Origin of the sequence: uncultured Winogradskyella sp., from assembly GCF_937958655.1 — a bacterium.
In the GTDB taxonomy this organism is placed as follows: domain Bacteria; phylum Bacteroidota; class Bacteroidia; order Flavobacteriales; family Flavobacteriaceae; genus Winogradskyella.
The window spans coordinates 42,861-69,188 of record NZ_CALGNH010000063.1; the positions used below are offsets into that span (position 1 = coordinate 42,861).

General features: G+C 34.3%; 31 protein-coding genes. 10 read left to right on the plus strand and 21 right to left on the minus strand.

The window, feature by feature from the left end:
- Positions 1–8 precede the first annotated feature (8 nt).
- From Q0800_RS11705 to Q0800_RS11725, 5 genes are read right to left on the minus strand one after another with little or no spacing between them, the layout of a single operon-like run.
- The gene (locus Q0800_RS11705) at positions 9–872 is read right to left on the minus strand and encodes a YgcG family protein (RefSeq protein WP_299129871.1); all 864 of its coding nucleotides are present in this window, start codon (positions 870–872) and stop codon (positions 9–11) included.
- Positions 869–1,306, minus strand: a complete 438-nt coding sequence (locus tag Q0800_RS11710) for a TPM domain-containing protein (protein ID WP_299129873.1) — start codon at positions 1,304–1,306, stop codon at positions 869–871. Before Q0800_RS11710 ends, Q0800_RS11705 begins: the two co-directional genes overlap by 4 nt.
- 9 nt (positions 1,307–1,315) lie before the next feature.
- Positions 1,316–1,915, minus strand: a complete 600-nt coding sequence (locus Q0800_RS11715) for a LemA family protein (protein ID WP_299129875.1) — start codon at positions 1,913–1,915, stop codon at positions 1,316–1,318.
- A gap of 12 nt (positions 1,916–1,927) precedes the next feature.
- Positions 1,928–2,257, minus strand: coding sequence for a MerR family transcriptional regulator (locus tag Q0800_RS11720; RefSeq protein ID WP_299129878.1), 330 nt, complete (start codon positions 2,255–2,257; stop codon positions 1,928–1,930).
- Between the two features lies 1 nt (position 2,258).
- Positions 2,259–3,230, minus strand: coding sequence for a M23 family metallopeptidase (locus Q0800_RS11725; RefSeq protein WP_299129880.1), 972 nt, complete (start codon positions 3,228–3,230; stop codon positions 2,259–2,261).
- 131 nt (positions 3,231–3,361) lie between these two features.
- On the opposite strand from Q0800_RS11725, the gene alaS reads away from it, so the two are divergent.
- From alaS to Q0800_RS11740, 3 genes are all read left to right on the plus strand, one after another.
- A complete protein-coding gene (alaS, locus tag Q0800_RS11730; RefSeq protein WP_299129882.1) occupies positions 3,362–5,977 on the plus strand; it encodes an alanine--tRNA ligase in 2,616 nt (871 codons plus the stop codon).
- Positions 5,978–6,050: 73 nt separating this feature from the next.
- Positions 6,051–6,428, plus strand: coding sequence for a GxxExxY protein (locus Q0800_RS11735; protein ID WP_299129885.1), 378 nt, complete (start codon positions 6,051–6,053; stop codon positions 6,426–6,428).
- Positions 6,429–6,473: 45 nt separating this feature from the next.
- Complete coding sequence (locus Q0800_RS11740; protein ID WP_299129887.1) at positions 6,474–7,430, plus strand: GSCFA domain-containing protein; 957 nt, start codon at positions 6,474–6,476, stop codon at positions 7,428–7,430.
- Between the two features lie 87 nt (positions 7,431–7,517).
- Here Q0800_RS11740 and coaD read toward each other — a convergent pair whose 3' ends face one another.
- Both coaD and Q0800_RS11750 read right to left on the minus strand, forming a co-directional pair.
- Positions 7,518–7,976, minus strand: a complete 459-nt coding sequence (gene coaD, locus Q0800_RS11745) for a pantetheine-phosphate adenylyltransferase (protein ID WP_299129890.1) — start codon at positions 7,974–7,976, stop codon at positions 7,518–7,520.
- A gap of 104 nt (positions 7,977–8,080) precedes the next feature.
- Entirely contained in the window at positions 8,081–9,052 is a 972-nt protein-coding gene (locus tag Q0800_RS11750; protein WP_299129894.1) for a D-alanine--D-alanine ligase, read from the minus strand.
- Positions 9,053–9,277: 225 nt separating this feature from the next.
- Here Q0800_RS11750 and Q0800_RS11755 point away from each other — a divergent pair, with 225 nt between their 5' ends.
- The 5 genes from Q0800_RS11755 to Q0800_RS11775 all read left to right on the plus strand — a co-directional run bounded on the left by Q0800_RS11755 (position 9,278) and on the right by Q0800_RS11775 (position 13,457).
- A complete protein-coding gene (locus Q0800_RS11755) occupies positions 9,278–9,829 on the plus strand; it encodes a PASTA domain-containing protein (protein ID WP_299129896.1) in 552 nt (183 codons plus the stop codon).
- A gap of 4 nt (positions 9,830–9,833) precedes the next feature.
- Positions 9,834–10,868, plus strand: a complete 1,035-nt coding sequence (locus Q0800_RS11760; RefSeq protein WP_299129899.1) for an RluA family pseudouridine synthase — start codon at positions 9,834–9,836, stop codon at positions 10,866–10,868.
- 236 nt (positions 10,869–11,104) lie between these two features.
- Positions 11,105–11,863 carry a peroxide stress protein YaaA gene (yaaA, locus tag Q0800_RS11765; protein WP_299129901.1) on the plus strand — a complete coding sequence of 253 codons (759 nt, stop codon included), beginning with the start codon at positions 11,105–11,107 and terminating at the stop codon, positions 11,861–11,863.
- Between the two features lie 33 nt (positions 11,864–11,896).
- Positions 11,897–12,622, plus strand: coding sequence for a hypothetical protein (locus Q0800_RS11770; RefSeq protein WP_299129903.1), 726 nt, complete (start codon positions 11,897–11,899; stop codon positions 12,620–12,622).
- A 157-nt stretch (positions 12,623–12,779) separates the two neighbouring features.
- Positions 12,780–13,457, plus strand: a complete 678-nt coding sequence (locus Q0800_RS11775) for a uracil-DNA glycosylase family protein (RefSeq protein WP_299129905.1) — start codon at positions 12,780–12,782, stop codon at positions 13,455–13,457.
- A 231-nt stretch (positions 13,458–13,688) separates the two neighbouring features.
- Here the strand turns inward: Q0800_RS11775 and Q0800_RS11780 are convergent, their stop codons facing one another.
- Positions 13,689–14,933 carry an FAD-dependent oxidoreductase gene (locus tag Q0800_RS11780; RefSeq protein ID WP_299129911.1) on the minus strand — a complete coding sequence of 415 codons (1,245 nt, stop codon included), beginning with the start codon at positions 14,931–14,933 and terminating at the stop codon, positions 13,689–13,691.
- Positions 14,934–15,161: 228 nt separating this feature from the next.
- Between Q0800_RS11780 and Q0800_RS11785 the strand changes: the two genes are divergently transcribed.
- On the plus strand, positions 15,162–16,427 hold the full coding sequence (locus Q0800_RS11785; RefSeq protein WP_299129916.1) for a DEAD/DEAH box helicase: 1,266 nt from the start codon (positions 15,162–15,164) through the stop codon (positions 16,425–16,427).
- Positions 16,428–16,506: 79 nt separating this feature from the next.
- Here Q0800_RS11785 and Q0800_RS11790 read toward each other — a convergent pair whose 3' ends face one another.
- The 13 genes from Q0800_RS11790 to Q0800_RS11850 all read right to left on the minus strand — a co-directional run bounded on the left by Q0800_RS11790 (position 16,507) and on the right by Q0800_RS11850 (position 25,638).
- Positions 16,507–17,397: a YitT family protein gene (locus Q0800_RS11790; protein WP_299129922.1), complete on the minus strand. Its 891-nt coding sequence runs from the start codon at positions 17,395–17,397 to the stop codon at positions 16,507–16,509.
- A gap of 55 nt (positions 17,398–17,452) precedes the next feature.
- A complete protein-coding gene (locus Q0800_RS11795; protein ID WP_299129927.1) occupies positions 17,453–17,611 on the minus strand; it encodes a hypothetical protein in 159 nt (52 codons plus the stop codon).
- Between the two features lie 63 nt (positions 17,612–17,674).
- Positions 17,675–18,127, minus strand: coding sequence for a tRNA (cytidine(34)-2'-O)-methyltransferase (locus tag Q0800_RS11800; RefSeq protein WP_299129930.1), 453 nt, complete (start codon positions 18,125–18,127; stop codon positions 17,675–17,677).
- Entirely contained in the window at positions 18,117–18,341 is a 225-nt protein-coding gene (locus Q0800_RS11805) for a hypothetical protein (protein ID WP_299129934.1), read from the minus strand. Before Q0800_RS11805 ends, Q0800_RS11800 begins: the two co-directional genes overlap by 11 nt.
- A gap of 1 nt (position 18,342) precedes the next feature.
- The gene (gene trpA / locus Q0800_RS11810; protein WP_299129937.1) at positions 18,343–19,104 is read right to left on the minus strand and encodes a tryptophan synthase subunit alpha; all 762 of its coding nucleotides are present in this window, start codon (positions 19,102–19,104) and stop codon (positions 18,343–18,345) included.
- A 35-nt stretch (positions 19,105–19,139) separates the two neighbouring features.
- Positions 19,140–19,421, minus strand: coding sequence for a GIY-YIG nuclease family protein (locus tag Q0800_RS11815; RefSeq protein WP_299129940.1), 282 nt, complete (start codon positions 19,419–19,421; stop codon positions 19,140–19,142).
- A gap of 35 nt (positions 19,422–19,456) precedes the next feature.
- A complete protein-coding gene (trpB, locus tag Q0800_RS11820; RefSeq protein ID WP_299129945.1) occupies positions 19,457–20,644 on the minus strand; it encodes a tryptophan synthase subunit beta in 1,188 nt (395 codons plus the stop codon).
- Positions 20,645–20,701: 57 nt separating this feature from the next.
- The gene (locus Q0800_RS11825; RefSeq protein WP_299129949.1) at positions 20,702–21,328 is read right to left on the minus strand and encodes a phosphoribosylanthranilate isomerase; all 627 of its coding nucleotides are present in this window, start codon (positions 21,326–21,328) and stop codon (positions 20,702–20,704) included.
- The gene (trpC, locus tag Q0800_RS11830) at positions 21,325–22,110 is read right to left on the minus strand and encodes an indole-3-glycerol phosphate synthase TrpC (RefSeq protein ID WP_299129953.1); all 786 of its coding nucleotides are present in this window, start codon (positions 22,108–22,110) and stop codon (positions 21,325–21,327) included. Before trpC ends, Q0800_RS11825 begins: the two co-directional genes overlap by 4 nt.
- Before the next feature lie 78 nt (positions 22,111–22,188).
- Positions 22,189–23,181 (minus strand): anthranilate phosphoribosyltransferase, encoded by a 993-nt coding sequence (trpD, locus tag Q0800_RS11835; protein WP_299129955.1) that lies wholly within the window; start codon positions 23,179–23,181, stop codon positions 22,189–22,191.
- A gap of 22 nt (positions 23,182–23,203) precedes the next feature.
- Complete coding sequence (locus Q0800_RS11840; protein WP_299129958.1) at positions 23,204–23,560, minus strand: four helix bundle protein; 357 nt, start codon at positions 23,558–23,560, stop codon at positions 23,204–23,206.
- Positions 23,561–23,587: 27 nt separating this feature from the next.
- Positions 23,588–24,154 carry an aminodeoxychorismate/anthranilate synthase component II gene (locus Q0800_RS11845; protein WP_299129960.1) on the minus strand — a complete coding sequence of 189 codons (567 nt, stop codon included), beginning with the start codon at positions 24,152–24,154 and terminating at the stop codon, positions 23,588–23,590.
- Between the two features lie 83 nt (positions 24,155–24,237).
- On the minus strand, positions 24,238–25,638 hold the full coding sequence (locus tag Q0800_RS11850) for an anthranilate synthase component I family protein (RefSeq protein WP_299129962.1): 1,401 nt from the start codon (positions 25,636–25,638) through the stop codon (positions 24,238–24,240).
- 348 nt (positions 25,639–25,986) lie between these two features.
- Here Q0800_RS11850 and Q0800_RS11855 point away from each other — a divergent pair.
- The coding region (locus tag Q0800_RS11855; RefSeq protein WP_299129965.1) for a redoxin family protein at positions 25,987–26,328 on the plus strand (342 nt) is incomplete at its 3' end.

Consider the following 26,328-nt stretch of genomic DNA (forward strand, 5'->3'; position numbering starts at 1 on the left):
GAGTAGTTTTACCATCCGCCAGAGGCTCCACCACCTCCAAAGCTTCCGCCTCCAAAGCCACCACCAAATCCGCCTCCACCAAAGCTTCCGCCAGATGAACCACCACCAAATATACCACCAGAAGAAGAGCCTCTAGAGTAACTGCCGCGTCCCATGTTGCTTAAGATTATAGCTTCAAGAATACTTTTAGCATCATCATTACCTCTGTGGCCACCATTACCACCATGTCCACCACCACGGCTTTTAGAAATAATAATAACGAAGATAATAAAGAGGATAAACAGAAAAATAAATATTTCAAACGGAAAAAGTACTGCATTAGCCTTACGACTGCCTTGGTATTCGCCACTCATCACTTCAAAAATGGCATCCGTTGCTCTATTGAGTCCACCGTAATAATCATTACGCTTAAAATAGGGAATAATATCTCTATTTATAATTCGTTTGCTAAGAGCGTCGGTTAGCAGATGCTCAACTCCCTTACCTGTATTAATACCTATTTTACGATCATCTTTTGCTAAAAGGATAAAAATCCCATTGTCTTTATCAGCCTGTCCAATACCCCAAGCTTCTGCCCATTGTGCTCCTAAATAATTTATATATTCTCCGTTAGTTGAACTTATAGTAGCAATAACGATTTGTGTTGAAGTTGTGTCTGAGTAGCGAATTAGCTTTTGCTCTAAATTCTGCCTTTCTGAAGCACTTAGCAAGCCTATTTCATCGTAAACGCTTGTTTCAATCTTAGGAATTGGCGGAATCTTATATTGGGCTTCAACAAGTCTACTAGTAAAAAGAGTTGTAATAAAAAACAAGATCTTTAAACCACTAGCTAACTGTTTACTGTTTACTGAAAAGTGCCTACTACATTTCATCCTTTAGAAATTGAGTTGTCTAATTCGTTTCTATCTCCATGTTTCCAAGGGAAATACTTGGCGAGTACATTGCCTGCTTCTTTTACGCCATTTATTAATCCTTGTTTGAAACTACCAGATTTAAATTGCGTTGCTATTTTATCTCTGGTAGAGTTCCAGAAATTAGCGTCAACGACATTATTAATGCCTTGATCTCCAAAAATCACAAAGGACTTATTATCTACAGCCACATAAATAAGGACACCATTCTGGTCCTTAGTATTGTCCATTTTTAGTAAATGAAACACCTCTAAAGCACGCTCGTAAACATCAGAAACACACTTTTGTTCTATGTGTACACGGATTTCTCCCGAGGTTTCTTGCTCTGCTACACGAATGGCTTCAACGATTTCCTCTTCTTCATGGCTGGTTAGGAAATCTTCTATATATGGCATGATTAAATTTTAGTTGAATTCAAAATTAACGTCTGGTGCGTTTTCGCTTCCAGGATCTGCTTTGTAACGTGGCATTTCCTCAAATCCAAACCAGCCAGCTAGGATTTTCCCAGGGAATTTAGTGGTATGTTTATCATAAATATTAACGCTCTCGTTATAACGATCTCTGGCAATATTTATACGATTCTCTGTGCCTTCTAATTGGCTCTGCAATTCTAAGAAGTTTTGGTTGGCTTTTAGTTCTGGGTAACGCTCAACAGACACTAATAACTTAGATAGTGCTCCGCTTAAGCCACTTTGGGCTTGTTGAAATTGAGCTATGTTTTCTGCTGTTAAATTACTAGCATCTATGGTGGTAGATGTTGCTTTAGCACGCGCTTCAATAACTTCTCTTAGCGTTGTACGTTCAAAATCTGCAGCCCCTTGTACCGTTTTAATTAAATTACCGATAAGATCGTTTCTTCTTTGGTACGAGCTTTCAACATTAGACCAAGCTGTTTTGGCATCTGCTTCATATTCTACAGCTGTATTATTAAAGCCTACGACAGGTTTGTACACTAATAGTCCTAAAACAACGATTATAGCAACGAAGATGAGTAGTTTTTTCATGATTAATTTTAGTTAAAGTTGTGATTTTATTTTAATAAGTTGTGCTTTAATGTTCTGAAGTTTTTCAACAATTTCAAACTTTTCAAGCGCTTGTTTTTTTTCTTCTTTTAAATGAATTTTAGCCCCTTCTAACGTAAAGCCTCTTTCCTTTACAAGGTGATAAATAAACTTTAAATTTTTAATATCTTCTGGTGTAAACTTTCGGTTTCCTTTGGTATTCTTTTTAGGCTTAATAATGTCAAATTCCTTTTCCCAAAATCTAATTAAGGATGCATTTACATTAAAGGCTTTGGCAACTTCTCCAATAGCATAATAGCGTTTTTCAGGTAAATCTAAATGCATATTAATCGAGGGATTGGTTTTCTAAGGATGCCTTTCTTAAGAGTACATCAAATTCTTCTGGTGATAAATTACCGTAGTAAAAGTTGATAGGATTAATACGTTCACCATCTTTAAAAACTTCATAATGTAAATGTGGTGCTTCTGAGCGACCAGTACTGCCAACAAAGCCAATTAAATCTCCACGCTTAACGCGCTGATTTACTCTTACGTTATATTTATAAAGGTGTGCATAAAGTGTTATGTAACCATAACCGTGATCTACTCTAATGTGTTTTCCATAGCCTGTTGAGCTATTGTCTGCTCGTCTCACAATACCATCGCCTGTTGCATATACAGGCGTACCTCTTGGTGCGGTAAAATCCATACCAAAATGAAATTTTCTAACCTTTGTAAATGGATCGGTTCTGTAACCATAGCCCGAAGCCATCCTGGTTAAATCTTTATTGCTCACAGGCTGTATGGCAGGTATAGCTTCTAAAAATTTTTCTTTATCCTCGGCTAATTTTGCAATTTCATCAAGTGATTTAGATTGTACAACTATTGCTTTTTCTAATATATCTAGGCGTTTGTTGGTTTCTGCAATAAGTTGAGAATTATCAAACCCTTGATATTTTTTATACCGATTAACACCACCAAATCCTGCTCTTCGTTGTTCTTCGGGTATAGGATTAGCTTCAAAATACAATCTGTAAATGGCGTTATCTCGTTCTTCAACATTCTCTAATGCAGCTATGGCATCATCCATTCGTTTATTGAGCAATTCATATTGTAACTCTAGGTTATTGAGTTCTCTTGTGAGTTGTCGTTCTTTAGGAGATTCTATGTAGTTGCTAGCAACAGCAAAACACAAAAAGCCAAATAAGCCTGCGGCTAACAGAAAAACCGTAGCGTATTTAAATGTGGTTCGCTTTTTACGTTCTATTTTTCTATACGAGAGCGTATCAGCATCATAATAATATTTTACCTTAGCCATGTTTTAATTTATTCTATTTTTGCAGCTATTAGACTCTGTTTGAGTCTTCATTTTAGTTGCAAAGTAATCAAATATAAAAAATTGTTTTGCAATTGCTATAATTAAAACGATACAAGCTATAATTTCAGTATATGACCTCTCAAGATATTCGATCTAAGTTTTTAGACTTTTTCAAGGAAAAAGAGCATCTTATTGTGCCTTCTGCACCAATAGTATTAAAAGACGATCCTACATTAATGTTTGTTAATTCTGGTATGGCTCCTTTTAAAGAGTACTTTCTGGGAAATGCAGAACCTAAGAAAAACAGAATTGCAGACTCGCAAAAGTGCCTTAGGGTTTCTGGTAAACACAATGATTTAGAAGAAGTAGGTTACGATACCTATCACCATACCCTTTTTGAGATGTTAGGTAATTGGAGTTTTGGAGATTACTTTAAAAAAGAGGCCATTGCTTGGGCTTGGGAACTATTGACTGAAGTTTACGGTATTGATAAAAACATTTTATACGTTACGGTTTTTGAAGGTAGCAATGATGCCGATAATCTAAAAATGGATAAAGAAGCGTATGATCTTTGGAAAACTTTTATACCAGAAGATCGTATCTTAATGGGTAATAAAAAAGATAATTTCTGGGAAATGGGAGACCAAGGGCCTTGTGGGCCTTGTAGCGAAATCCATGTAGATATTCGGTCTGAAGAAGAAAAAGCTAAGGTTGCTGGTAAGTCTTTGGTAAATATGGACCATCCGCAGGTTGTTGAAATCTGGAATTTGGTCTTTATGCAATACAACCGTAAAGCTAACGGAACCTTAGAAGCCTTACCAAATAAGCATATAGATACAGGAATGGGCTTTGAGCGTTTATGTATGGTTCTGCAAGGTGTGCAATCTAATTACGATACAGATGTATTTACACCTATTATTAGAGAAATAGAGACCATAACTAATAAAGCTTATGGGAATAACGAAGAAATAGATGTGGCTATAAGAGTAATATCTGACCACGTTAGAGCCGTTGCCTTTTCTATTGCAGATGGTCAACTGCCAAGTAATACAGGTGCTGGTTATGTTATCCGAAGAATTTTGCGTAGAGCGGTACGTTATGGTTTTACGTTTTTAGATAAAAAAGAACCATTTATTTATCGTTTGGTGGATGTTTTAGGTAAAAAAATGGGAAATGCATTTACTGAACTTAAGGCTCAAAAACAACTTATAGAAAACGTTATTAAAGAAGAAGAAGCCTCTTTTTTAAGAACCTTGGAGCAAGGCCTTATTTTACTGAATAGAATTGTAGAAGGTACCAAAGGCGATACAGTTTCTGGAGAAAAGGCTTTTGAATTATATGACACCTATGGATTTCCAATAGATTTAACGGCTTTAATTCTTTCCGAAAAACATTTAAAGTTAGATGAGGAAGGATTTAAGAATCACTTAAAAGCTCAAAAGGATCGCTCGCGTAAAGCCAGCGAAATGTCAACAGACGATTGGACGATTTTAATAGAAGATGCCGAGCAAGAGTTTATAGGCTACGATACTTTAGAAGCTAACGTTAAGGTAACCCGTTACAGAAAAGTAAGCTCTAAAAAAGAGGGTGAAATGTATCAGTTGGTATTTAATCTCACACCGTTTTATGCTGAAGGAGGAGGACAAGTAGGAGATAAAGGTTATCTGCAAGATATCCATGGAGATACGATTTATATTATTAATACAAAGAAAGAGAATAATGTTATCATTCACTTTGTAAAGAACCTCCCTAAGCATCTAAATGATACCTTTAAAGCTGTTGTAGATGATAAACAACGCTACAGGACTGAGTGTAATCATACAGCAACACATTTGTTACACCAAGCGTTACGCGAGGTTTTAGGAACGCATGTTGAGCAAAAAGGATCTGCGGTTCACTCAAAATACTTACGTTTTGATTTTTCTCATTTTTCAAAAATGACCGTTGAAGAATTACGCGATGTAGAAAATTTTGTTAACGCACGTATAGAAGGTAAGTTGCCCTTAGAAGAACAGCGTAATATACCTATGGATAGAGCGATTGAAGATGGTGCCATGGCCTTATTTGGTGAAAAATATGGTGATACGGTACGTACCATCCGTTTTGGACAATCCATAGAGCTTTGTGGCGGAACACATGTAAAGAATACCTCAGACATATGGCATTTTAAAATAACTTCAGAGAGTGCAGTGGCATCAGGTATCCGTCGTATAGAAGCAATTACTAACGATGCTGTTAAGGATTTTTATTTTGAAAATAATCGCGTTTATTTTGAAATGAAAGACTTACTCAACAATACTAAAGAGCCTGTAAAAGCACTACAAAATTTACAGGCTGAAAATGCAGATTTAAAAAAGCAAATAGAACAACTTCTTAAGGCTAAGGCCAAAAATGTAAAAGGAGAGCTTAAAGCTAAGATCCAAGAACATAATGGCATTAATTTTATTTCTAAAAAAGTGGATTTAGATGCCTCTGGTATTAAGGATTTATGTTTTGAACTTGGAGGTGAAGTAGATAATCTATTTGCTATTTTTGGCTCTGATACTAACGGAAAGGCCATATTATCGTGTTATATATCTAAGAATCTTGTGTCGGAAAAAGACTTAAATGCTGGGCTGATAGTGCGAGAACTTGGTAAGTTTATACAAGGAGGTGGAGGCGGTCAGCCCTTCTTTGCTACTGCTGGTGGCAAAAATCCAAGTGGTATTGCGGATGCTTTAAATGCGGCAAAGGGGTATTTGAAATAGAAATACTCGCAGAGTCGCTAAGACGAAAAGACCGCTAAACCTATTTTTTATTTAATCTTTATGAGATTAAATTATGACTGAAAATGATATTTCTAGGATTATTGTTGATGCGTGTTATCAAATACATGTGGAGCTTGGACCTGGTTTATTGGAATCGGTATATGAAGAAATATTATATCACGAATTAAAAAATGAGGGTCTAATTGTAGAAAGACAAAAATCGTTGCCTGTAATCTGGAGAGGGAAACCAATGAATTTGAATTATAGAACTGATCTTATTGTTGAAAACAAAGTGATAATTGAACTAAAATCGGTTCAAGAGATTCATCCTGTTCATCCAAAACAGTTGTTAACATATTTAAAACTTTCGGGATTAAAACTCGGCCTTTTAATTAATTTTAATAGCCCATTAATTAAAACAGGTATTACAAGAATAGTAAATAATCTTTAGCAATTGTGATAAGTCTTTGCGCCTTTGCGTCTTAGCGAGAAAAAAATGAAACTCCTAACTCAAATTCAATTAGATAAACAACCTCATAATCAAATAGATTATAAGGCTAATGTTCTCCTTTTAGGATCGTGTTTTTCAGAAAATATAGGTGATAAGTTCGAGTATTTTAAGTTTCAATCTAAAGTAAACCCATTTGGGATTCAGTTTCACCCTTTAGCCATAGAAAATTTGATAACTAGAGCCATTACTAAGGATTATTATTCAGAAACTGAATTGGTTTTTAATAATGAGCAATGGTGTTGTTTAGAGGCGCATTCTAAATTAAATGCCGTATCAAAAGAAGTACTATTAAACACCCTAAACGCCCAAATAGAAGCCGCACATCATTATTTAAAAAAATCATCTCATATTATAATAACTTTAGGTACAGCTTGGGTATATCGTTATATAGCCACCAATAAAATTGTTGCCAATTGCCATAAGCTAAAACAAAAAGAGTTTATAAAGGAGTTGCTGTCTGTGGAACAAATAACAGCATCCCTAGAGGCTATTGTTAGTTTGGTGAGGCATGTAAATCCAAAGGTAAACTTCATATTTACGGTGTCACCTGTACGTCATTTAAAAGATGGTTTTATTGAAAACACACAAAGTAAATCGCATTTAGTTGCAGCCATACATTCTCTACTGTCACATCGAGCGAAGTCGAGATGCCATTATTTTCCATCCTATGAAATTGTAATGGACGAGTTAAGGGATTATCGCTTCTACGCAAAAGATATGGTGCATCCGAACGAGCTTGCCATAGATTATATTTGGGGGAAATTTAAATATGTTTGGCTAACAGAAGAGGCATTAAAAATTGCAGATAAGGTGGCTGCGATACAGGCTAAAATAGCGCATAGACCGTTTAATCCAAATTCTGTGGCGCACCAGCAATTCTGTGACAAACTTCAATCTGAGATAAAGGACATACAGAATAAATATCCTAATATTACATTTTAAGTTTGACCGGTTTAAAAGCGCAAAAGACAAACATTTAAAATCTATGCTACATGGCCTTATTTAGCTCATAAGACTAAAAAGGTGTATTTAATGCTTTACTCTAACACTATCAGGCACCAACTTGGTATAATCACCGTTGTTTCTAATCACATCGCGTACAATAGAGGATGAGATATAAGACGTACTTGCTGCTGTTAAAAGAAAGACGGTTTCAATTGGAGCTAAATCTCTATTGGTATGTGCAATAGCTTTTTCGAATTCAAAATCTGCAGGATTCCTTAAGCCTCGTAAAATAAATTCCACATTATTCTTTTTACAGAAATCTACAGTGAGACCTTTGTAGGTAACAACTTTTACTTTAAGTTCATCCTTAAAGGCATTTTCAATAAATGTTTTTCGTTCGTCTAGTGAGAACATATATTTTTTATCGGCATTAATGCCAATAGCAACAATGACTTCGTCAAAAAGTTTTACACTACGTTTTATAATATCATAATGCCCTAAGGTAATTGGGTCAAAAGACCCTGGGAATATTGCACGTTTCATAAGCCCCTTTTAATTCCCCAGAGGGGAAATTGATAATTTTTTTAAAGTTAATGAAATAATTTTGCTCACTACCTACTACCTACTACCTACTACCTACTACTTACTCAGAGCGCTTCCTCAATCGCATTACTAAACAACTCAGCAAGACTAATTCCGGCTTCAGCGGCTTGTTGTGGTAAGATGCTTTCTTTAGTAAGGCCTGGTACGGTATTCATTTCAAGAAAATAGGGTTCGTCATTCATAAAAATAAATTCACTACGCGAAAATCCTGTCATGCCTAAAACTTCATAGATGTGTTGCGCTACCTTTTTGGCTTTTTCCTCGTAATCTTTTGAGATTCTGGCAGGAGTTATTTCTTGAGATTTACCTTCGTATTTGGCAGCATAATCAAAGAAGTCATTTTCAGATACAATTTCTGTAATTGGTAAAACAGTGGTTTTACCTTTATATGTAATGACACCGATAGACACTTCAACACCATCTAAAAACTGTTCGATAATAATTTCGTCATCTTCTTTAAAAGAGTTTTCTATCGCTGCATTTAAGTTTTCTTTTTTATACACTTTAGAAACTCCAAAACTACTCCCAGCTTTGTTGGCTTTTACAAAGCAGGGTAGGCCTACTTTATCAACTATAGCATTTGCATCTATGGGATCTCCTAAATTTAGATGATAACTTTTAGCGGTTTTAATAGCATACGGTTTTAGTGTTGCTAATAAGTCTCGTTTATTAAAGGTTAAGGCAGCTTGGTACATGTTACAGCTGGTCTGTGGTAAATTAATAAGCTTAAAATAAGCTTGCATATAACCATCTTCGCCCGGCGATCCGTGTATGGCATTAAAAACACAGTCAAAGGTTATTTTTGTAGCGTTTACTAAAACGGAAAAATCGTTTTTATCTACAGGGAATTCTTCATTATTGTCATTAATAAAAACCCATTTATCTTTAAAAACATGAATACGATAGGCATTGTATTTGGCTTTGTCTAAGGTATTATAAACTACATTACCGCTTTTGAGAGAAATTAGATATTCGCTAGAATAGCCTCCCATAATGATTGCTATGTTTCTTTTCATCTTTAGTGTTCCGTAAGCACGGAATATCTTAATTAAAACTATAATGTAAAAATATCATTTATTTTCTATAAACTAAATGCAGTCTACTGTACGTATATTAATTTTAATCTGTAAGATTAAATAGTGAAACAACAACTTTGTTAAGTTATATAATTTATAATTTCACTTTTTAATGAATTTTCAAATTAAAAATTTCATGTACTTTTGTTTACCAATTCTTCATATATGAGTTTAGTTAAGTTTTTAACCAGTAAAACATTTTTTAAACATTTAGCCTTAGCAGTAATAGCCATAGTTGTATTAAGTTTTATAATGCTTAAATGGTTAAATATTACAACAAATCATGGCGAATTTGTTGTGGTGCCAGACTTAAAAGGCAAGTCTCTTAAAACGGCTAAGATAGAATTAAACGATTTAGATTTAGAGTTTAAACTTAAGGACTCTGCTAATTTTAATCCCAACTATCCTAAGTTTGCCATAATTGAGCAAGAGCCCAAAGCAGGTTCTAAAGTTAAAGAAAATCGTAAAATTTATTTAATTACTAACCCATCTGGCTACAGAAAAGTTAAGATTCCTAATATACTAAAACGCACCTTTAGGCAAGCCAAACCACAATTAGAGGCGTTAGAGTTTAAAATCGGTAAGATTACTTATATAGATAATATTGGTAAGGACGTGGTCTTAGGTATGAAACATAAAGGGAAAACCCTAAAACCTAATACGATGTTACCCTTAACGTCTACTATAGATTTGGTATTAGGTAACGGTAATCGTTAACTGCATGGCACCAACTGTAGACACCACTAGCCAAAGTGACGGACTTTACGAGCACTACGCTTTTAAAGTGGAAAAAGGCCAACAAGCCTTACGTATAGACAAATACCTAATGAATTTTGTTGAAAACGCAACACGAAACAAAATTCAGCAAGCCGCTAAAGACGGTAACGTTTTTGTTAACGGCAAACCAGTAAAAGCAAATTATAAGGTAAAATCTAACGACCAAATCACAGTAAAATTTCAGCATCCTCCTCATGAACATTTACTGGTGGCTGAGGATATACCCATTGATATTGTTTACGAAGATGATGATGTACTTGTGGTTAATAAACCTGCAGGTATGGTAGTACATCCAGGACACGGAAATTACTCAGGTACTTTAATTAACGGTCTCATTTTTCATTTCAAAAATTTACCAAACAACTCTAGTGATCGACCAGGTTTGGTACATCGTATAGATAAAGACACAAGTGGGTTATTAGTTGTAGCTAAGACCGAAAAAGCTATGACACATTTGTCTAATCAGTTTGCTGAGAAGACTAGTGAGCGCGAATATGTGGCTATAGTTTGGGGAAACATGAATGAAGACAAAGGAACTGTAGAAGGTCATATTGGTCGTAACCCAAAAAACAGATTACAAAACACTGTTTACGAAGGTGATGAAGCTTATAAAGGAAAACCTGCCGTAACACATTATAAGGTTATAGAACGATTAGGCTATGTTACACTTGTGCGCTGTAAATTAGAAACAGGCCGTACCCACCAAATTCGTGTGCACATGAAACACATTGGGCATACCTTATTTAACGACGAGCGGTATGGTGGAGAGCGCATACTAAAAGGCACCACATTTACAAAGTATAAGCAGTTTGTTGAGAATTGTTTTAAAATCTTACCAAGGCAAGCGCTACATGCCAAAACTTTAGGTTTTGAGCATCCAACAACTGGAGAATGGTTAAGTTTTTCTACCGAAGTTCCTGAGGATATGCAACAATGCATCGAAAAATGGCGAGGCTATGCTAAGCATCAAGATGTCTAAAATAAAATAAACTTTTGTCATGCTGTTCTCATAGTTAACGGAATGATTTCAACCTCTAACCAAACTTTAAACTCAGATTCTGAAACCAGTTGAGAATGATAGATATCATCATTTTTAGGGGATAGGAATTACTTATACTACTATCGAGATTAGTTCTATTAAAATCTTGAAACTGTAATCTTTCCGTTGTATTTTTACATTTTGAATTTTCCCCTTTGGGGAATTAAAAGGGGCTTATGAAACTTGTATTATCACCAGCTAAATCTTTAGATTTTGAAAGCAAACTGCCAACCACTAAAACAACAGAAGGTTGTTTTTTAGCAGAAGCAGAACGCCTAAACAAACTTTTAAAAAAGAAATCTGCGAAAAGCCTGTCAAAGCTTATGAAGATTTCAGATAACTTGGGTCAACTCAATTACGAGCGCAACCAAGACTGGGAATTACCCTTTACAAAAGATAATGCAAGGCAAGCCTTATACGCTTTTAATGGTGATGTATATAGAGGTTTAGATGCCTATACTATAGATACAAATCGATTAGATAAGGTACAAGATACAGTAAGAATTATATCGGGTTTATACGGTATTTTAAAACCTTTAGATTTAATACAGCCCTATCGTTTAGAAATGGGTACTAAAATGCCTGTAGGGAAGAACAAAAATCTTTATGAGTTTTGGAAACAGAAAGTTACCAAAGCTTTAAATGATGAACTTAAAGCGAGCGAAGTATTCTTAAATTTAGCCAGTAACGAATATTTTAAAGCTATAGATACAAAAGCACTAAAAGTGCCTGTAGTAAATGTAGCCTTTAAAGAATTTAAAAATGGTGAGTATAAAATAATCGCCATTTTTGCTAAACTTGCTAGAGGACTTATGTCGCGTTACGTTATTGATACAGACGCTAAAACCATAGAAGATATTAAAGGCTTTAATTACGAAAATTATGGTTTTAGTGAAAGTTTATCTTCTGAAAATGAGTTGGTTTTTGTGAGATAGTTTTTATCTTTAAAAGATAATAACCAATCATTAATGTTTAGATATTACTTAATCATTGCCGTACAAGGCTATTGTCTTTACCATATCTATAAAAATAACAAGCCTTATTATTGGTATTTTATTGTGTTCGTTATTCCTGTTATTGGTCCTATAATATATTTTATAACCAATATTTATAGCAAACGTGACGCTGATAAAATTCAGAATGAAATCACATCGATTATAAATCCAACAAAAAAGATTCGTGATTTAGAAAAGACCTTAGAATTTTCAGATTCTTATACCAATAGAATTGCCTTGGCAGATGCTTATGTAGAAAATGGCGATATGCCTAATGCCATCGTAAATTATAAATATACCTTAAAGGATTCTGACCAAAATGATCTTTACACAAGGCAGCAATTGATATTATGTTATTTTCAACTTAAAGATTATAAAGGTGTTATAGAACATGCTGAAACAATTAGTTATAGATCAGAATTTTTAGGCTCAAAGCAACAATTCTGTTATGGATTAGCACTAAAGGAACTTGGTAAATTAGACCAAGCAGAAATACAATTAAAACAAATAGACAGACCGTACTCAAATTATAACGAACGTTTAGAATTAGCAAAGTTTTATCTTGAAAATCAGCGACAATCCGAAGGTATTGAATTACTTAAAGAAATTTTATCCGAATCTCAACACATGACTAAGCACAACAGGCGAGTTTACAGAGACACAATCAAAGAAGTTGAGCGTTTGATAAAATCGTCTTGATTATAAATTATTTACGCCTTTACATTCTTAAAGTCCCATTAAAGGACTATCCTAAAATTAACCTTCAATCAAATGTCTCCTTGAGGTAATGCACTAAGTATGTCCAAGTGGAACTTTAGGGGTGTTTTCTAAAAAATAGAATTATATTGTAATGGTAATGTTCCTCCACAAGCATCCATACCAACCCTTTATTCAATCAGACACCAAAAAGCTGATCGTTGGCACTCTGCCACCACCACGATTTACAACTGGTGATTTATTAGAGAAAGATGTGGACTTTTGCTACGGAAGTTATTATAATTCTCTTTGGTTATTTATTGATAAAATTCATAATCTCAATTTACGTTACGATAATTCTCATAAGGCTATAGACCAACGCAAGCAATTTTTAATAGAACACAACATTGGTGTTTGTGATATTGTTGAAAGTGCAGAACGCGAAAAAATTGATGCTTCGGATTTGGGTATGAAAAACATTAAGCTAAGAGATATTATAGGTTATATAAAAAAGTACCCAAATATAGAGACCATTTTATTTATTGGTGGCAACAGTAAAAATGGACCAGAGTATTTTTTTAGAAAACATCTTAAAGATTATAATCTAAAACTAGAATTGGTAAATAATGAAGTGCCGAGAATCCATCAATTTAAACTTTGTCATCCTGAACTTGTTTCAGAATCTCAAAGAACCATCAAAACTGTTTCACTAACCTCTAGCTCGGGTGCTGCTAATATTTCAATTAGTAGATTGCCACTTTATAAACAGCTTAAAGTTAAAAACCCAGATTTTAATACCTTTGATTTTAGAGTGATGCAGTATTCTGAGTTCTTTTAATAGATTTTTGGTTAAGGGCTTGAGGCTGTCTGAAAGGTCGGTAAAAATATAAGCTACCACTTTGAGCATTGGTTGAGAGCGAAGTATGCTTTGATTGAAAGCACACTGCGAAGCAGTCGAAATGCACTGGTAATCAAAATTTTAGATTTACCGCCTGCGCTCAAAATAACAGAAAACAATACTTTTCAGACAGTCTCTTTATGGGTGCAAGTTTTATAGTTAGTTAGAATTTTAAGTGTCTATTGAAAATTCTTTTCTTTTTTTTAGAAGTGCTTTAGCAGCTAATCGCCCAGATTCCATAGCGGCGTTTAAAGAACCGTTCATTAAGGCGTCTCCGGCCAAAAACACATTATCCAGAACCTCGTTTTTGCTATGTTGAACAGTCATTTTAAGATTTTGGATATCAGGTAAAGCTTTATTGATTGTGTAATGGTGAATGTAATTAACTCTAGAAGCTCCAGTATAGTTCTTAACTTCAGAGCTAATCTTTTCAATGATTGCTGCATCCGAAATGTTATGGTGCTTAAGCGTGGTTACGGACAAAACCGTTTTATCTGTTTTAACATCTGTATAGGCGTACAAGTTATTGGCATAATTTTCTGTACCAGATATTAGTGCAATTGTACGAGTAGGGATATTAGTTTTATCGACTTCAAAATATAAGCACATGCAAGTCTTCCACGCTATATCTTGGTTGTTATGAGAGTGAATTACTGAATTTGAGTTAGTAGCCACAATCACTCCATAATGTGATATGTTTTCACCAGAACTCATCAAAATTTTGTCATCAGTGATTTCTTTTACTTCAGAGTTAAACATAAACTCAGTGTTATGTAATTTGTTTTTCAATTGATTGCTTATTTCTCCTATGCCCAATTTTGGTATGGTGGCGTATCCTTCACCAAACATTTTGTAAACAAATTCAAACATTCTACTCGATGTTTTTAAACTCGTCTCCAAAAATATTCCAGAGAAAAACGGTTTAAAGAACCGCTCAATTATCTTAGAGGAGAAACCAAATTCAATAAGATATTGAAGTGTTGTAGTTTCTTTTGAATTAAAGATTTCATCTATAGATTTACGCTTTAAACTATTATTTAATTTTAAGACTTTAATTTTATCACCTATTGTACCAATGTCTGAAAATAGGGTAGGTAGCAGTACCTTCCAGTCTCTTAGTGGGTCTCCAATCCTATAGGCTTTATCGTTTACATAAATTAATGCACCAGATTCAAGCTTATGTAAATTAAGTGCATCCATATCTAAATACTGCTTTGCTAAAGGATAAGCGCTGAGTAGTACCTGAAATCCAAGGTCTAATGCGTATCCTTTTACTTTATTGGTTTTTACTCTTCCTCCTACCTCATTAGATTGCTCAATAATTATGGGTTTATATCCCTTTTGTTCAAGCTCATAAGCAGCGATTAGCCCACTCACTCCAGCACCAATAATATAAATGTTCTTTTTAGACGTCATTGATTTTGTTGTATTAAGTTTACGAATAGACCTTTTTTTATGCCAATTAGCGACAAGGACTTCATATAAAATCGTTTTAATATTTTATATCTCCTATTAGACGAAATTACCCGAAAAAAATTAGAATATCAAGTAAGTACAAGATACCGAATATATATATGTTGTACCTTAGCAATATAAAAAAGAGGTGAGCTTTAAATAGATATTCATCTTAATTAAAAACGATGTATGTCATTTAAATCATTAGGCTTATCTGAGTCTTTACTTAAAGCGGTTAGTAAAAAGGGTTATGAAACGCCTTCGTCAATACAAACCAAAGCTATTCCGCCAATCTTAGAAGGAAAAGATGTGCTGGCATCTGCACAAACAGGTACTGGTAAAACTGCAAGTTTTACATTGCCGTTATTGCATGTACTTTCTGAGAACCCAAAACAAAAGTACAGAAATATTAGAGCTTTAATACTTGCGCCGACCAGAGAATTGGCGGCTCAAGTTCATAATAACGTCAAAGAATATAGTGAGTTTTTAGGGCTGCGAAGTACGGTTATTTTTGGTGGTGTTAATCAAAAACCACAAATAAGAACTATTAGACAAGGTGTTGATATTTTAATTGCTACTCCGGGTCGATTAATCGATTTAGAAAATCAAGGGGTGTTATCTCTAAAATATGTTGAGATTTTTGTTTTAGATGAAGCCGACCGTATGCTTGATATGGGTTTTATACGCGATATAGAACGTGTGATGAAATTGATGCCAAGTAAGCGTCAAAACTTAATGTTCTCAGCAACCTTTTCTAAAGACATAAAGAAGTTAGCGTATTCTATTCTTAATAATCCTGAACAAGTTGAAGTTACACCAGAGAATACTGCTGTTGAAATTATTGACCAAAAAGTACATCGTGTTGCCAAAAACAAAAAAACAGGCTTAATTATAAAGCTAATTTCTGAAGGCAGTTGGAAACAAGTTTTAGTATTTACACGTACCAAACATGGAGCCAATCGTTTAACAAAGAAAATGATAAGCGCTGGTATTACGGCTGCAGCAATACATGGTAATAAAAGTCAAGGAGCGCGCACTAAAGCTCTTGCAGGATTTAAAAAAGGAGATATTAGGGTATTGGTAGCTACAGATATTGCCGCACGAGGTATAGATATACCGTTGTTACCTCATGTTATTAATTTTGAACTTCCTAATGTTTCTGAAGATTATGTCCATAGAATTGGTAGAACAGGTAGGGCAGGAGCGAGCGGACAAGCTATTTCGTTGGTAAGTGCTGATGAGATAAGCTATTTACGTGGTATAGAAAAATTGATAGGAATGTCTATTGATCTTGAAATCATAGAAGGTTTTGAGCCAGACCCAAACGCATCAACAGAGCCTATAAAGCCGGGTCAGAATCGTAATAAAAGTACGAGTCGAAATAATAAATCAAAAAAATCTAGTCGTAACAAAAATTCTAATCGAAATAGAAATAGAAACCGAAAGAAAAATTAAGTGGTAATAATTAACGATTCAAATGACGTAATAGCTCATTTCATTTAAGTCGATTTAGATTTTCTTTTAAGGCATAAGCCTAAACTTTAGGTAATACTTTATTCTTTTTCTTATCTAGATAATGGCGCAAGACTCCGCCTTTTACTGAATTAACATCAAACTCAACAATAAAGGCATTGTCGTCTAAATCATTAACAATACGATACATCTTTTTTATATCTATACGATTAATGATGGTATGGATAATGTCAAAATCTTCAGACTTACCAGAACTGCCAACACCACGTGTTCCCTTATAGATTGTCATGCCTGTGCCGAGTTCTTTCATAATAGCAACTTCAATAGCTTCATATTTTTTAGAAACTATGGTGACACCAATAAAATCTTCAAAACCTTCAATAACCAAATCAGTAACCTTAGCAGCAACAATATAGGTAAGGATAGAGTAGAGGGCAACCTCAACTGATAGAATCAAAGCCGTAATGCTAAATAGAATAATATTAAATACCAAAACGATTTGGCCTATACTAATACCAAATCTATCGTTTAGGTATATGCCTAAAATTTCAGAACCATCGAGTACTGAGCCATTTCTTATGGCAATACCAATACCTGCACCTAGAAAAAGACCACCAAAAATGGATATTAATAATTTATCGTTAGTGATGGTGGCAAAATTTTCGAAATGGATAAAAAGTGCCAATCCTAAAATACTAACAATAGATTTAATAACGATGCGTTTAGAAACGGTGTAAAAACCAAGAATTAAAAAGGGAATACTAAATATAATTAGTAGTACAGAGAGTTTAATGTCAACTTGAGTACGCACTAAAAGCGCCATACCTGTAACACCTCCATCTAAAAATCCGTTAGGTAACAAAAACGCTTTTAGTCCAATACTAGCAAGGACAATCCCAAATGCAATTTGTATATACTCTGAAATTAGTCTAAATGTTTTTGTGTTTTTCAAAATTTGGTGGATTTGAGATCAAGTTACAAAACTAAAAGTGTTTTTTGTTTAAAGCCTAAAAAAATCCTCTATAAATTTTAGTGGATTTCATAGTCATTGGTTTTGTTATTGCGTTTTCGTTTTTTTCTTTTAGGTCTTCTTCTTGGGTATTTTCAAATAATATTTCGCAAACTAAAATAATATAAAGATCTACTTTTAATCTTTTTAAAATCATAATATTATTTTTTTTAATTCATATTTATAGCCATAAAAACTATAAAATGGTGTAATGAAAAACTTATTTTAGTTGCCGAAGCCCTTCGTAAACAATAATGCTTACTGCATTTGCTAGATTTAGACTTCTAATATGTTTGCTATACATTGGTATTTTAAAAAGCGCATTTTTATGTTTATCAGTTATTGATTTAGAAAGACCAACCGACTCTTTACCAAAAACCAAAAACATGTCATTACAATAGTTAATATCCCAATGAGATTGAGTACCGCGACTAGATAAAAATACCATTTTAGTAGTCTTATTTTTTGAAAAGAAGTCGTCAACAGAATCGTAATACACCACTTTTATATGCTGCCAGTAATCTAAACCAGCACGTTTTAATCGTTTATCATCTATTTGAAACCCAAAAGGCTTAACTAAATGTAGAGTAGAGCCTGTAGCTAAGGCTAAACGACCAATATTACCTGTGTTGTTTGGGATTTCGGGCTCTATGAGGACGATGTTAAGCGGCATTTTTTCTGGTGAGTTTTATGTAGACAAGTCTTAGTAAAAGCACAAAAGGTAAACCATGCAAAACCACGTCAAAATAATCTTTTATAGACATGCCATTTGCACCACCAAATAACCATCTAATCTTGCCAATAATATGAGGCTCTGGAAAAAATGGTGCAAAGCCTAATGTTAAACACAGAGGTATAATGATAGGCCAATTGTTTAAAAGTTTCATGCTATAAAATTGAGCGTACAAACTTATCAATCGTAGTAATACCATTGTGGGTCAAGTGCTTTATAAAAGCACTACCTATAATGGCTCCTTTTGCATATTGGGTGGCTTGCGTAAATGTATCGTTGTTTGAAATTCCAAAACCAACAATTTGTGGGTTTTTTAAATTCATGCTATTGATACGCTCAAAGTAATCCGTTTGTGTATTTCCAAAACCAGATTTTGCGCCTGTGGTACTAGCAGAACTCACCATATAAATAAAACCGTTAGAAATAGAATCTATATATCTAATACGTTCATTAGAGGTTTGAGGCGTAATTAAGAATACATTGATTAAGCCATATTTTTCAAAAGTGGCTTTGTACGCTTCATCATAAACATCTGCTGGTAAATCTGGTAGAATTAAACCATCAATACCAATGTCTTGGCACTTTTTGCAAAAGTCCTCGACTCCATACTGTAGAACAGGGTTAAAATAGCCCATTATAATTAATGGAATAGTGACGGTCTGTCTTATGTCTTTAAGCTGTTTAAAAAGTGTTTCTGTTGTCATTCCATTTTTAAGCGCAGCGGTTGAGCTAGCCTGTATGGTTGGCCCATCGGCAAGAGGGTCGCTAAACGGAAGTCCTATTTCTATCATATCCACACCAGACTTTTCTAAGTCTTTAATAACCCTTACCGTATCGTCTATATTAGGGTAACCTGCGGTGAAGTATATGGAAAGTAATTTCTTGTTTTCTTGTAGTTTTTGGTTTATTCTGTTCATGTTTTTGTTGTCGTCACCCTGAACTTGTTTCAGGGTCACATAATTTTTAGTGTTTCAAGTTTTGGGTTTTTCTCTTTAATGAGGTTTAGCTTCCATTCCTTATGCCAATTTTTTAGTTGGTTCTCTCTATCTATGGCTTGATTGACATCTGTAAATTGTTCAAAATAAATCAAATCCTTAAGATTATATTTTTTAGTAAATTTTGAACCCGTTCCATCAGCGTGTTCAGTAATTCGTTTTTCTAAATTTGTTGTTAGACCAACATAGAACGTAGTTCTGTAAGTGTTGGTCATTATATAAACAAAACTGTATTTCATTTCTGGTGCGATGCTGAAACTAGTTCAGCATGACGTTATAGCTTAAAATAATCAATATAATTTTGTAAATCTTTATCGCCTCTGCCAGATAGGCTAATCACAACAATATCATCTGGTTTAAAGGTTTTGTGCTCAAAAATGGCTAGTGCATGACTGGTCTCAATTGCAGGAATGATACCCTCTAATTGTGCTAGTTCTAATCCTGCTGTCATGGCTTCATCATCTGTAGCTGAGTAAAACTCACCACGACCAGATTTGTATAAATGCGAATGTAAAGGCCCAACACCAGGATAATCTAAACCTGCTGAAATCGAATACGGCTCAGTGATTTGCCCATCTAAGGTCTGCATTAATAAGGTTTTGCAACCATGAATAATACCCTCTTTCCCTAGGACAGAGGTTGCAGCACTTTCACCAGAATGAATGCCTTTGCCTGCGGCTTCTACGGCAATAATACCTACATTTTCATTGTCTAAAAAGTGATAGTATGTACCAGCGGCATTACTACCACCACCAATACAGGCTACCACATACTCTGGGTCTTCTTTTCCTTCTTTTTCTTTAAGTTGCCATTTAATTTCTTCTGAAATAATAGATTGAAATTTGGTTACCATATCTGGATATGGATGAGGTCCTATTGCCGAACCAATAATATAATGTGTATCTACAGGGTTATTAATCCAGTCTCTAATGGCTTCGTTAGTAGCGTCTTTTAGTGTTCTGCTGCCAGATAAGGCTGGTCTCACTTGGGCTCCTAGCATTTTCATACGTGCAACGTTTGGTGCTTGTCTGGCAATATCAATTTCGCCCATGTAAACAATACACTCTATGCCCATAAGTGCACAAACAGTGGCTGTGGCAACACCGTGTTGTCCTGCACCAGTTTCGGCAATGATTCTTGTCTTGCCGAGTCGTTTAGCCATTAGAATTTGCCCCACAGTGTTATTTACCTTATGTGCACCTGTGTGGTTAAGGTCTTCACGCTTTAGATATACTTTTGTGTTGTATTTTTTAGATAAGCGTTTGGCGTAATACAGTGGTGAGGGTCTACCGACGTAATCTTTAAGAAGTTGGTTAAATTCGTCTTGAAATGTGGGCTCTGCCATAATTTTTAAATAATTCTGGCGTAATTCTTCTACATTTGGATAAAGCATTTCTGGTATAAAAGCTCCACCAAATTCACCATAATACCCTTTATTGTTGATGTTGTATGTTTTTTTCATAGTTCTTTGTCATTTTGACATGAGCGAAGCGATTGATAAATCTCATAATGAGATGTCTCACATACGTTCGACATTACAAATTTGTTTTTTAAATTTTTCTAATTCTTCAATTTGTTTTAGCCCAGGTTCTGGTTCAAACTTACTATTCACATCAATAGCATAACAGTGTTTTGAAGCTGAACTCATTTTAAATGTTTTTATTTTTTCTAATTCTTCTAAACCAATTCCTCCGCTTAGAAAGTAAGGTTTTGTTGAAGGGTAATTTTTTAATACATCCCAATTAAACGTATAGCCATTACCTCCGGGTAATTTTCCTTTGGTATCAAATAAGAAATAATCACAAACGTCTTCATAAGCTGTTAATACCGAAAAATCAAATTCATCCTTTATGGAAAAGACTTTTATAATCTCTTTTTTGGTTGACTGAAGTAGTTTGCATATTTCTGGTGATTCATGACCATGAAGCTGAATGGCATCTAAACCATGTTTCTCAATTTTAGACACAATAACTTCAACTTTCTCATCTACAAAAACACCTACTTTTTTTATATGCTTTGATAATTGCGGAATGTCATCGTTAAAATCCCTAGCTGAGTTTTTATAAAATATAAAGCCTAGGTAGTCGGGTTGCAGTGTTGCAACTTCAGCTGTATTATGTTTCATGCCGCAGACCTTCAATTTCATCCTTCCAAACTATTTATAAATGCTGATGCACTGGCACCAGGATTATCTGTTTTCATAAAATTCTCACCAATCAAAAAGCCTTTGTAACCATAGGGTTGTAATGTTTTTATGGCTTCAACCGAACTAATGCCACTTTCAGACACTTTTACAAAATCATTAGGTATTAGGGTGCTTAGTTCTTTTGAGGTTTCTAAACTCACTTTAAATGTTTTTAGATTTCTATTATTAACACCAAGCATATCTAAGGATGGCATTATAGATTTATGTAATTCTTCGTGGTTATGTACTTCTAACAAGACCTCTAAATTTAAGCTTTTTGCGAGTTCTGAAAATTGTTTAATCTCTTCTCTGGTTAAGATTGCCGCGATTAGCAAAATAACGTCTGCACCATAGGCTTTGGCTTCTATGATTTGGTAGGTGTTTATAATAAATTCTTTTCTAAGTAATGGTAATTGGCTACTTGCTCTAGCAATTAGAAGGTCGTCTAAAGCACCTCCAAAGTACTTGCCATCTGTTAAAACAGACATGCCACAAACTCCTGCATTTTCATAACCTTTTGCAACATCTTGTACATTTAGACTTTGATTAATTACAGATTTAGATGGTGAGCGTCTTTTGTGTTCGGCTATAATGCCAGAATCACTTGCTTGTAAACGCTTAGCCAATGAAAAGGTCTCACGATTAAAGAGGATTGAAGCTTCTAACTGATGTGTAGGAATTAGTGATTTGCGCAAGTCTACTTCTTTGCGCTTGTCTATTACTATTTTATCTAATATGTTCATCTTTAGTATTCTGTCACCGTATTCAGTTTCAGTGTTGAATTATGTAACTGCTAACGGTGACTAAAAATGGTTTACTTGTTAATTACTCAATTCTATTAACTGACTTAATGCGTTGCCAGCTTTACCACTAAATAGGGATTCTTTTGCTAACTCAAATCCCTCTTTATGAGAAATTTGTTTTACGGTAGCTATGGCTAAACCTGCATTTGCACAAACCACATTGTTTTGAGCTTCTGTACCATCACCACTAATAATTTTTATAAATAGGCGTGCTGCTTGTTGTATAGTGTTGCCACCAAAAATATCGTTTTGATTCACTGTTGTAAGTCCTAAATCTTCGGGCTCAAAAAGGGTTTCCGAGGAGTTTGAAATAACTTTAGTTTTACCAGTTAATGAGATTTCGTCATACCCATCTAGTGCATGTACTACTGAGTAATTTTTATCTGTTTCTTGGTATAAATACCCATAAAGACGCAGTAATTCTAAATTAAAAACACCAACCATTTGATTTTTAGGAAACGCTGGATTAACCATTGGTCCTAGCATGTTAAAAAAGGTTTTTACACCTAATTCTTTTCGAATTGGTGCCACGTTTTTCATTGCTGGATGAAATAAAGGCGCATGTAAAACACAAATACCTGCTTTGTCTATACTATGCTTTAAAAAATCGATATCGTTTGTAAATTTAATACCTAAATGTTCCATTACATTTGACGAACCACAGGCTGAAGACACGCCATAGTTACCATGTTTGGTGACGTTAATACCAGCTCCTGCGGTAATAAATGAGGATAGGGTAGAGATGTTAAAGGTATTTTTTCCATCTCCACCTGTGCCGCATAAATCAATGGTATTATAGTCGTCTAAATTTACTGGGATACAAAGCTCTAATAGCGCATCTCTAAAACCTCTAAGTTCTTCTAAGGTAATACTGCGCATCATATACACGGTTAGAAACGAGGCTATTTGACTTTGGTTGCATTTTCCGTTAGAAATATTTACCAAGGCATTTTTTGCCTCATCACTCGAGATGCTTTCTTGGTTAATTAACCTGTTTAATAGTTCTTTCATAAGATAGATGTGAGATTTAAGACTAAAGATTTGAGAATTTTTTAATTAGTGAAAAGTTTATTTTTTGAACTTCAGTTAGTAAATCGAAGATTTCAATTGCATCATTTTCATTAATATAACCAATTCGTTTACTCAGATGTAATTGTGTACTTAATTCATTTAATGATCCATTAGCAATACTTAAAAAATATTTAAATTCCATATTTGAACTTCTGCCTGCACCTTCAGCAATATTTGATGGTATTGAGATAGCACATCTTTGGGCTTGACTAACAAGACCATAGGTTTCTTCTTTTGGAAATGAATAAGTTAGCTTGTAGACTAATTCTACTAACTCCATAGATTTTTGCCAAACTTTCAATTCTCTATAATTGTTCATAACTAAAGTCTAATTTCTATAATCTATCTAATTGTTCACCCAGTTCTCTAAAATCTTTTTTCCATTTGGTGTTAAAACCGATTCTGGATGATATTGCACACCTTTGACATCGTATTCTTTGTGTCTTAGGGACATTATTTGTCCATTAGAATCAAAAGATGTAGCTTCTAAAGATTCTGGTAAATCTGTGCTCACCACCCAAGAGTGGTAACGACCAACCTCAAACGTGGTACCTAATCCGCTGAATAAACTTTCGTCCTTAACACTTAGCGTTATAGTAGTAGCAACACCATGGTATACTGTATCTAAGTTTTCTAGAGTGCCACCAAAAACCTCGCCAATAGCTTGCTGACCAAGGCAAACACCCAAAATACTTTTGGTTGGTGCGTACTTTGCAATTATGGCTTTTAGTAATCCGGCTTCGTCTGGTATTCCAGGACCAGGTGATAGTACAATTTTATCAAAAGCATCAACCTCTTCTAAAGTGAGTTTGTCATTTCGCTTAACAGTAACTTCGCAATCTAAATCCTCTAAGTAATGGACCAGATTGTAAGTGAAACTGTCGTAATTATCTATAACTAATACCTTTTTCATATTCATCCCTGCAAAAGCAGGTCTCTCTTTAATTAAATTTGTCTTTTATTCTTAATGTATTCAAAAATCAAAAATCTTCAATCTCAAATCTCTCTAGCTTGTTCAATAGCTTTAGTAAGTGCGCCAAGCTTGTTGTATACTTCTTGCAATTCGCTTTCTGCATTAGATTTAGCTACCAAACCAGCACCTGCTTGCCAAAAGAGTTTGTGGTTTTTGCTTAAAAATGTTCTAATCATTATGGCATGATTAAAGTTGCCTTTAAAATCCATAAAGCCTATAGCACCACCATAATAAGACCTGCTTGTTTTTTCGTATTTTTCTATAAGTTGCATGGCCATGTGCTTTGGTGCTCCACTTAAGGTGCCAGCAGGAAATGTGTCGGCAACCACTTGCATGGTGTCTGTTTTTTTATGTTTAATTCCGGTGACTTTACTTACCAAATGAATGACATGCGAAAAGAATTGCACTTCTCTGTAGTTTTCTACAGTAACATTACTACCATGTCGGCTTAAATCGTTTCTGGCTAAATCTACAAGCATTACATGTTCGCTATTTTCTTTATCGTCTGCAATGAGTTGTTCAGCCAATTCCGCATCTTTTAAATCATTACCGCTTCGCTTAAAAGTTCCGGCGATAGGATGTATTTCGGCTTTGTTATCGCTAACAATGAGTTGTGCCTCTGGCGAGCTGCCAAATATTTTAAAGTTACCATAATCAAAATAGAAGAGGTAAGGCGATGGGTTAATGCTTCTTAAGGCTCTGTAAACGTTAAACTCGTCACCACTAAATGCTTGCGAAAACTGTTTAGAGAGCACTAACTGAAATACATCGCCACGCGCACAGTGCTTTTTAGCAAGTTCTACGTGCGCTTTATAATCATCGTTTGTAAGATTAGATTCTATAGTTCCTTTAGTATTAAAGTCGTAAGACGCGTATTGACGTGTTTGTATGAGTTGTAAAATTTCGTCAATATTATTTTCAGTATCAAAGCAATGTGCAAAAATGTAGGCTTCGTTCTTAAAGTGATTTATAGCAATAATATTTTGGTAAACTGCATAATAAATATCTGGTATTTCAATAGAGTTTTCTTTTTTTGAAATCTCAATATCTTCAAAGTATTTTACAGCATCATAAGCGGTGTACCCAAAAATTCCATTATTTATAAATTTGAATTTTTTGTTAGAATCTACTTTAAAACGTTGGGTGAATTTATGTATTTCATCAACAACGCTAACGGTTTCTACATAATTGTTTTTGGTGCTTCCGTCTGGGTAGGATTGTGAAATGATATTGTCAGTAACTTTTATGGATGCTATAGGATTACAGCAGATGTAAGAAAAACTGTTATCATTGGCATGGTAATCACTACTTTCTAACAAAATACTATTAGGAAACTTATCTCTTATTTTAAGATATATACTTACTGGCGTAATCGTATCTGCAAGTATTTTTTTATAATGGGTGTAAAGACTAAAGGTTTTCATATGTAATGCTGAATTTTATTCAGTATCTGTTTTATTTTGTATTTATAATTTTATAAAATTCTATACTTATAACTCCATGGTTAAGTTTTGGTTAGTAGGTGCAAGTTTAGTTTATCACTTTACAACAATGAAAAAGGCTTGTCGTGAATGACAAGCCTTTTTCTATAGTATACATACAAGGTTTATTTCACGAATGATTGATTCAGAAATTCCACCACCAAGTATGTGTTATTATTGTTTTCATAATTAAAGTTCAAATATAGAAATGAAAAGTTGTATTGTCAAAAATTTGAATTAATTTTTTGTTAATTATTTAAAGCTCAACAAATGGATTAATAACTTTATCACATGAAACAAATTTTTCTTTTTGGACTGCTACTTATAATTTCTTGTAAATCAGAAGTGCAAGAAGTAGTTACTTTGCAATCAGAATTAGAAAATACGCAGCAAGACGTGGCTTCTATATCGGAAGCTATAACGTTAGAAGTGTATGATTACAATGGGCTTAAGCCTTTAATAAACAAAAAGGACGATAAAGTACATGTGGTAAATTTTTGGGCAACCTGGTGTGCGCCATGTGTTAAAGAATTGCCTTATTTTGAAGCCATTAAAGAAGATTATAAAGATGATAATGTTGAGGTGCTATTAGTAAGTTTAGATTTTCCTAGGAATTATGATTCTAAACTTAAG

Excerpts from the sequence above, each read along its gene's own strand:
- Q0800_RS11705 (WP_299129871.1), bottom strand. The coding sequence starts at position 872 with ATGAAATGTAGTAGGCACTTTTCAGTAAACAGTAAACAGTTAGCTAGT.
- Q0800_RS11710 (WP_299129873.1), bottom strand. The coding sequence starts at position 1,306 with ATGCCATATATAGAAGATTTCCTAACCAGCCATGAAGAAGAGGAAATC.
- Q0800_RS11715 (WP_299129875.1), bottom strand. The coding sequence starts at position 1,915 with ATGAAAAAACTACTCATCTTCGTTGCTATAATCGTTGTTTTAGGACTA.
- Q0800_RS11720 (WP_299129878.1), bottom strand. The coding sequence starts at position 2,257 with ATGCATTTAGATTTACCTGAAAAACGCTATTATGCTATTGGAGAAGTT.
- Q0800_RS11725 (WP_299129880.1), bottom strand. The coding sequence starts at position 3,230 with ATGGCTAAGGTAAAATATTATTATGATGCTGATACGCTCTCGTATAGA.
- alaS (WP_299129882.1), top strand. The coding sequence starts at position 3,362 with ATGACCTCTCAAGATATTCGATCTAAGTTTTTAGACTTTTTCAAGGAA.
- Q0800_RS11735 (WP_299129885.1), top strand. The coding sequence starts at position 6,051 with ATGACTGAAAATGATATTTCTAGGATTATTGTTGATGCGTGTTATCAA.
- Q0800_RS11740 (WP_299129887.1), top strand. The coding sequence starts at position 6,474 with ATGAAACTCCTAACTCAAATTCAATTAGATAAACAACCTCATAATCAA.
- coaD (WP_299129890.1), bottom strand. The coding sequence starts at position 7,976 with ATGAAACGTGCAATATTCCCAGGGTCTTTTGACCCAATTACCTTAGGG.
- Q0800_RS11750 (WP_299129894.1), bottom strand. The coding sequence starts at position 9,052 with ATGAAAAGAAACATAGCAATCATTATGGGAGGCTATTCTAGCGAATAT.
- Q0800_RS11755 (WP_299129896.1), top strand. The coding sequence starts at position 9,278 with ATGAGTTTAGTTAAGTTTTTAACCAGTAAAACATTTTTTAAACATTTA.
- Q0800_RS11760 (WP_299129899.1), top strand. The coding sequence starts at position 9,834 with ATGGCACCAACTGTAGACACCACTAGCCAAAGTGACGGACTTTACGAG.
- yaaA (WP_299129901.1), top strand. The coding sequence starts at position 11,105 with ATGAAACTTGTATTATCACCAGCTAAATCTTTAGATTTTGAAAGCAAA.
- Q0800_RS11770 (WP_299129903.1), top strand. The coding sequence starts at position 11,897 with ATGTTTAGATATTACTTAATCATTGCCGTACAAGGCTATTGTCTTTAC.
- Q0800_RS11775 (WP_299129905.1), top strand. The coding sequence starts at position 12,780 with ATGTTCCTCCACAAGCATCCATACCAACCCTTTATTCAATCAGACACC.
- Q0800_RS11780 (WP_299129911.1), bottom strand. The coding sequence starts at position 14,933 with ATGACGTCTAAAAAGAACATTTATATTATTGGTGCTGGAGTGAGTGGG.
- Q0800_RS11785 (WP_299129916.1), top strand. The coding sequence starts at position 15,162 with ATGTCATTTAAATCATTAGGCTTATCTGAGTCTTTACTTAAAGCGGTT.
- Q0800_RS11795 (WP_299129927.1), bottom strand. The coding sequence starts at position 17,611 with ATGATTTTAAAAAGATTAAAAGTAGATCTTTATATTATTTTAGTTTGC.
- Q0800_RS11800 (WP_299129930.1), bottom strand. The coding sequence starts at position 18,127 with ATGCCGCTTAACATCGTCCTCATAGAGCCCGAAATCCCAAACAACACA.
- Q0800_RS11805 (WP_299129934.1), bottom strand. The coding sequence starts at position 18,341 with ATGAAACTTTTAAACAATTGGCCTATCATTATACCTCTGTGTTTAACA.
- trpA (WP_299129937.1), bottom strand. The coding sequence starts at position 19,104 with ATGAACAGAATAAACCAAAAACTACAAGAAAACAAGAAATTACTTTCC.
- Q0800_RS11815 (WP_299129940.1), bottom strand. The coding sequence starts at position 19,421 with ATGAAATACAGTTTTGTTTATATAATGACCAACACTTACAGAACTACG.
- trpB (WP_299129945.1), bottom strand. The coding sequence starts at position 20,644 with ATGAAAAAAACATACAACATCAACAATAAAGGGTATTATGGTGAATTT.
- Q0800_RS11825 (WP_299129949.1), bottom strand. The coding sequence starts at position 21,328 with ATGAAATTGAAGGTCTGCGGCATGAAACATAATACAGCTGAAGTTGCA.
- trpC (WP_299129953.1), bottom strand. The coding sequence starts at position 22,110 with ATGAACATATTAGATAAAATAGTAATAGACAAGCGCAAAGAAGTAGAC.
- trpD (WP_299129955.1), bottom strand. The coding sequence starts at position 23,181 with ATGAAAGAACTATTAAACAGGTTAATTAACCAAGAAAGCATCTCGAGT.
- Q0800_RS11840 (WP_299129958.1), bottom strand. The coding sequence starts at position 23,560 with ATGAACAATTATAGAGAATTGAAAGTTTGGCAAAAATCTATGGAGTTA.
- Q0800_RS11845 (WP_299129960.1), bottom strand. The coding sequence starts at position 24,154 with ATGAAAAAGGTATTAGTTATAGATAATTACGACAGTTTCACTTACAAT.
- Q0800_RS11850 (WP_299129962.1), bottom strand. The coding sequence starts at position 25,638 with ATGAAAACCTTTAGTCTTTACACCCATTATAAAAAAATACTTGCAGAT.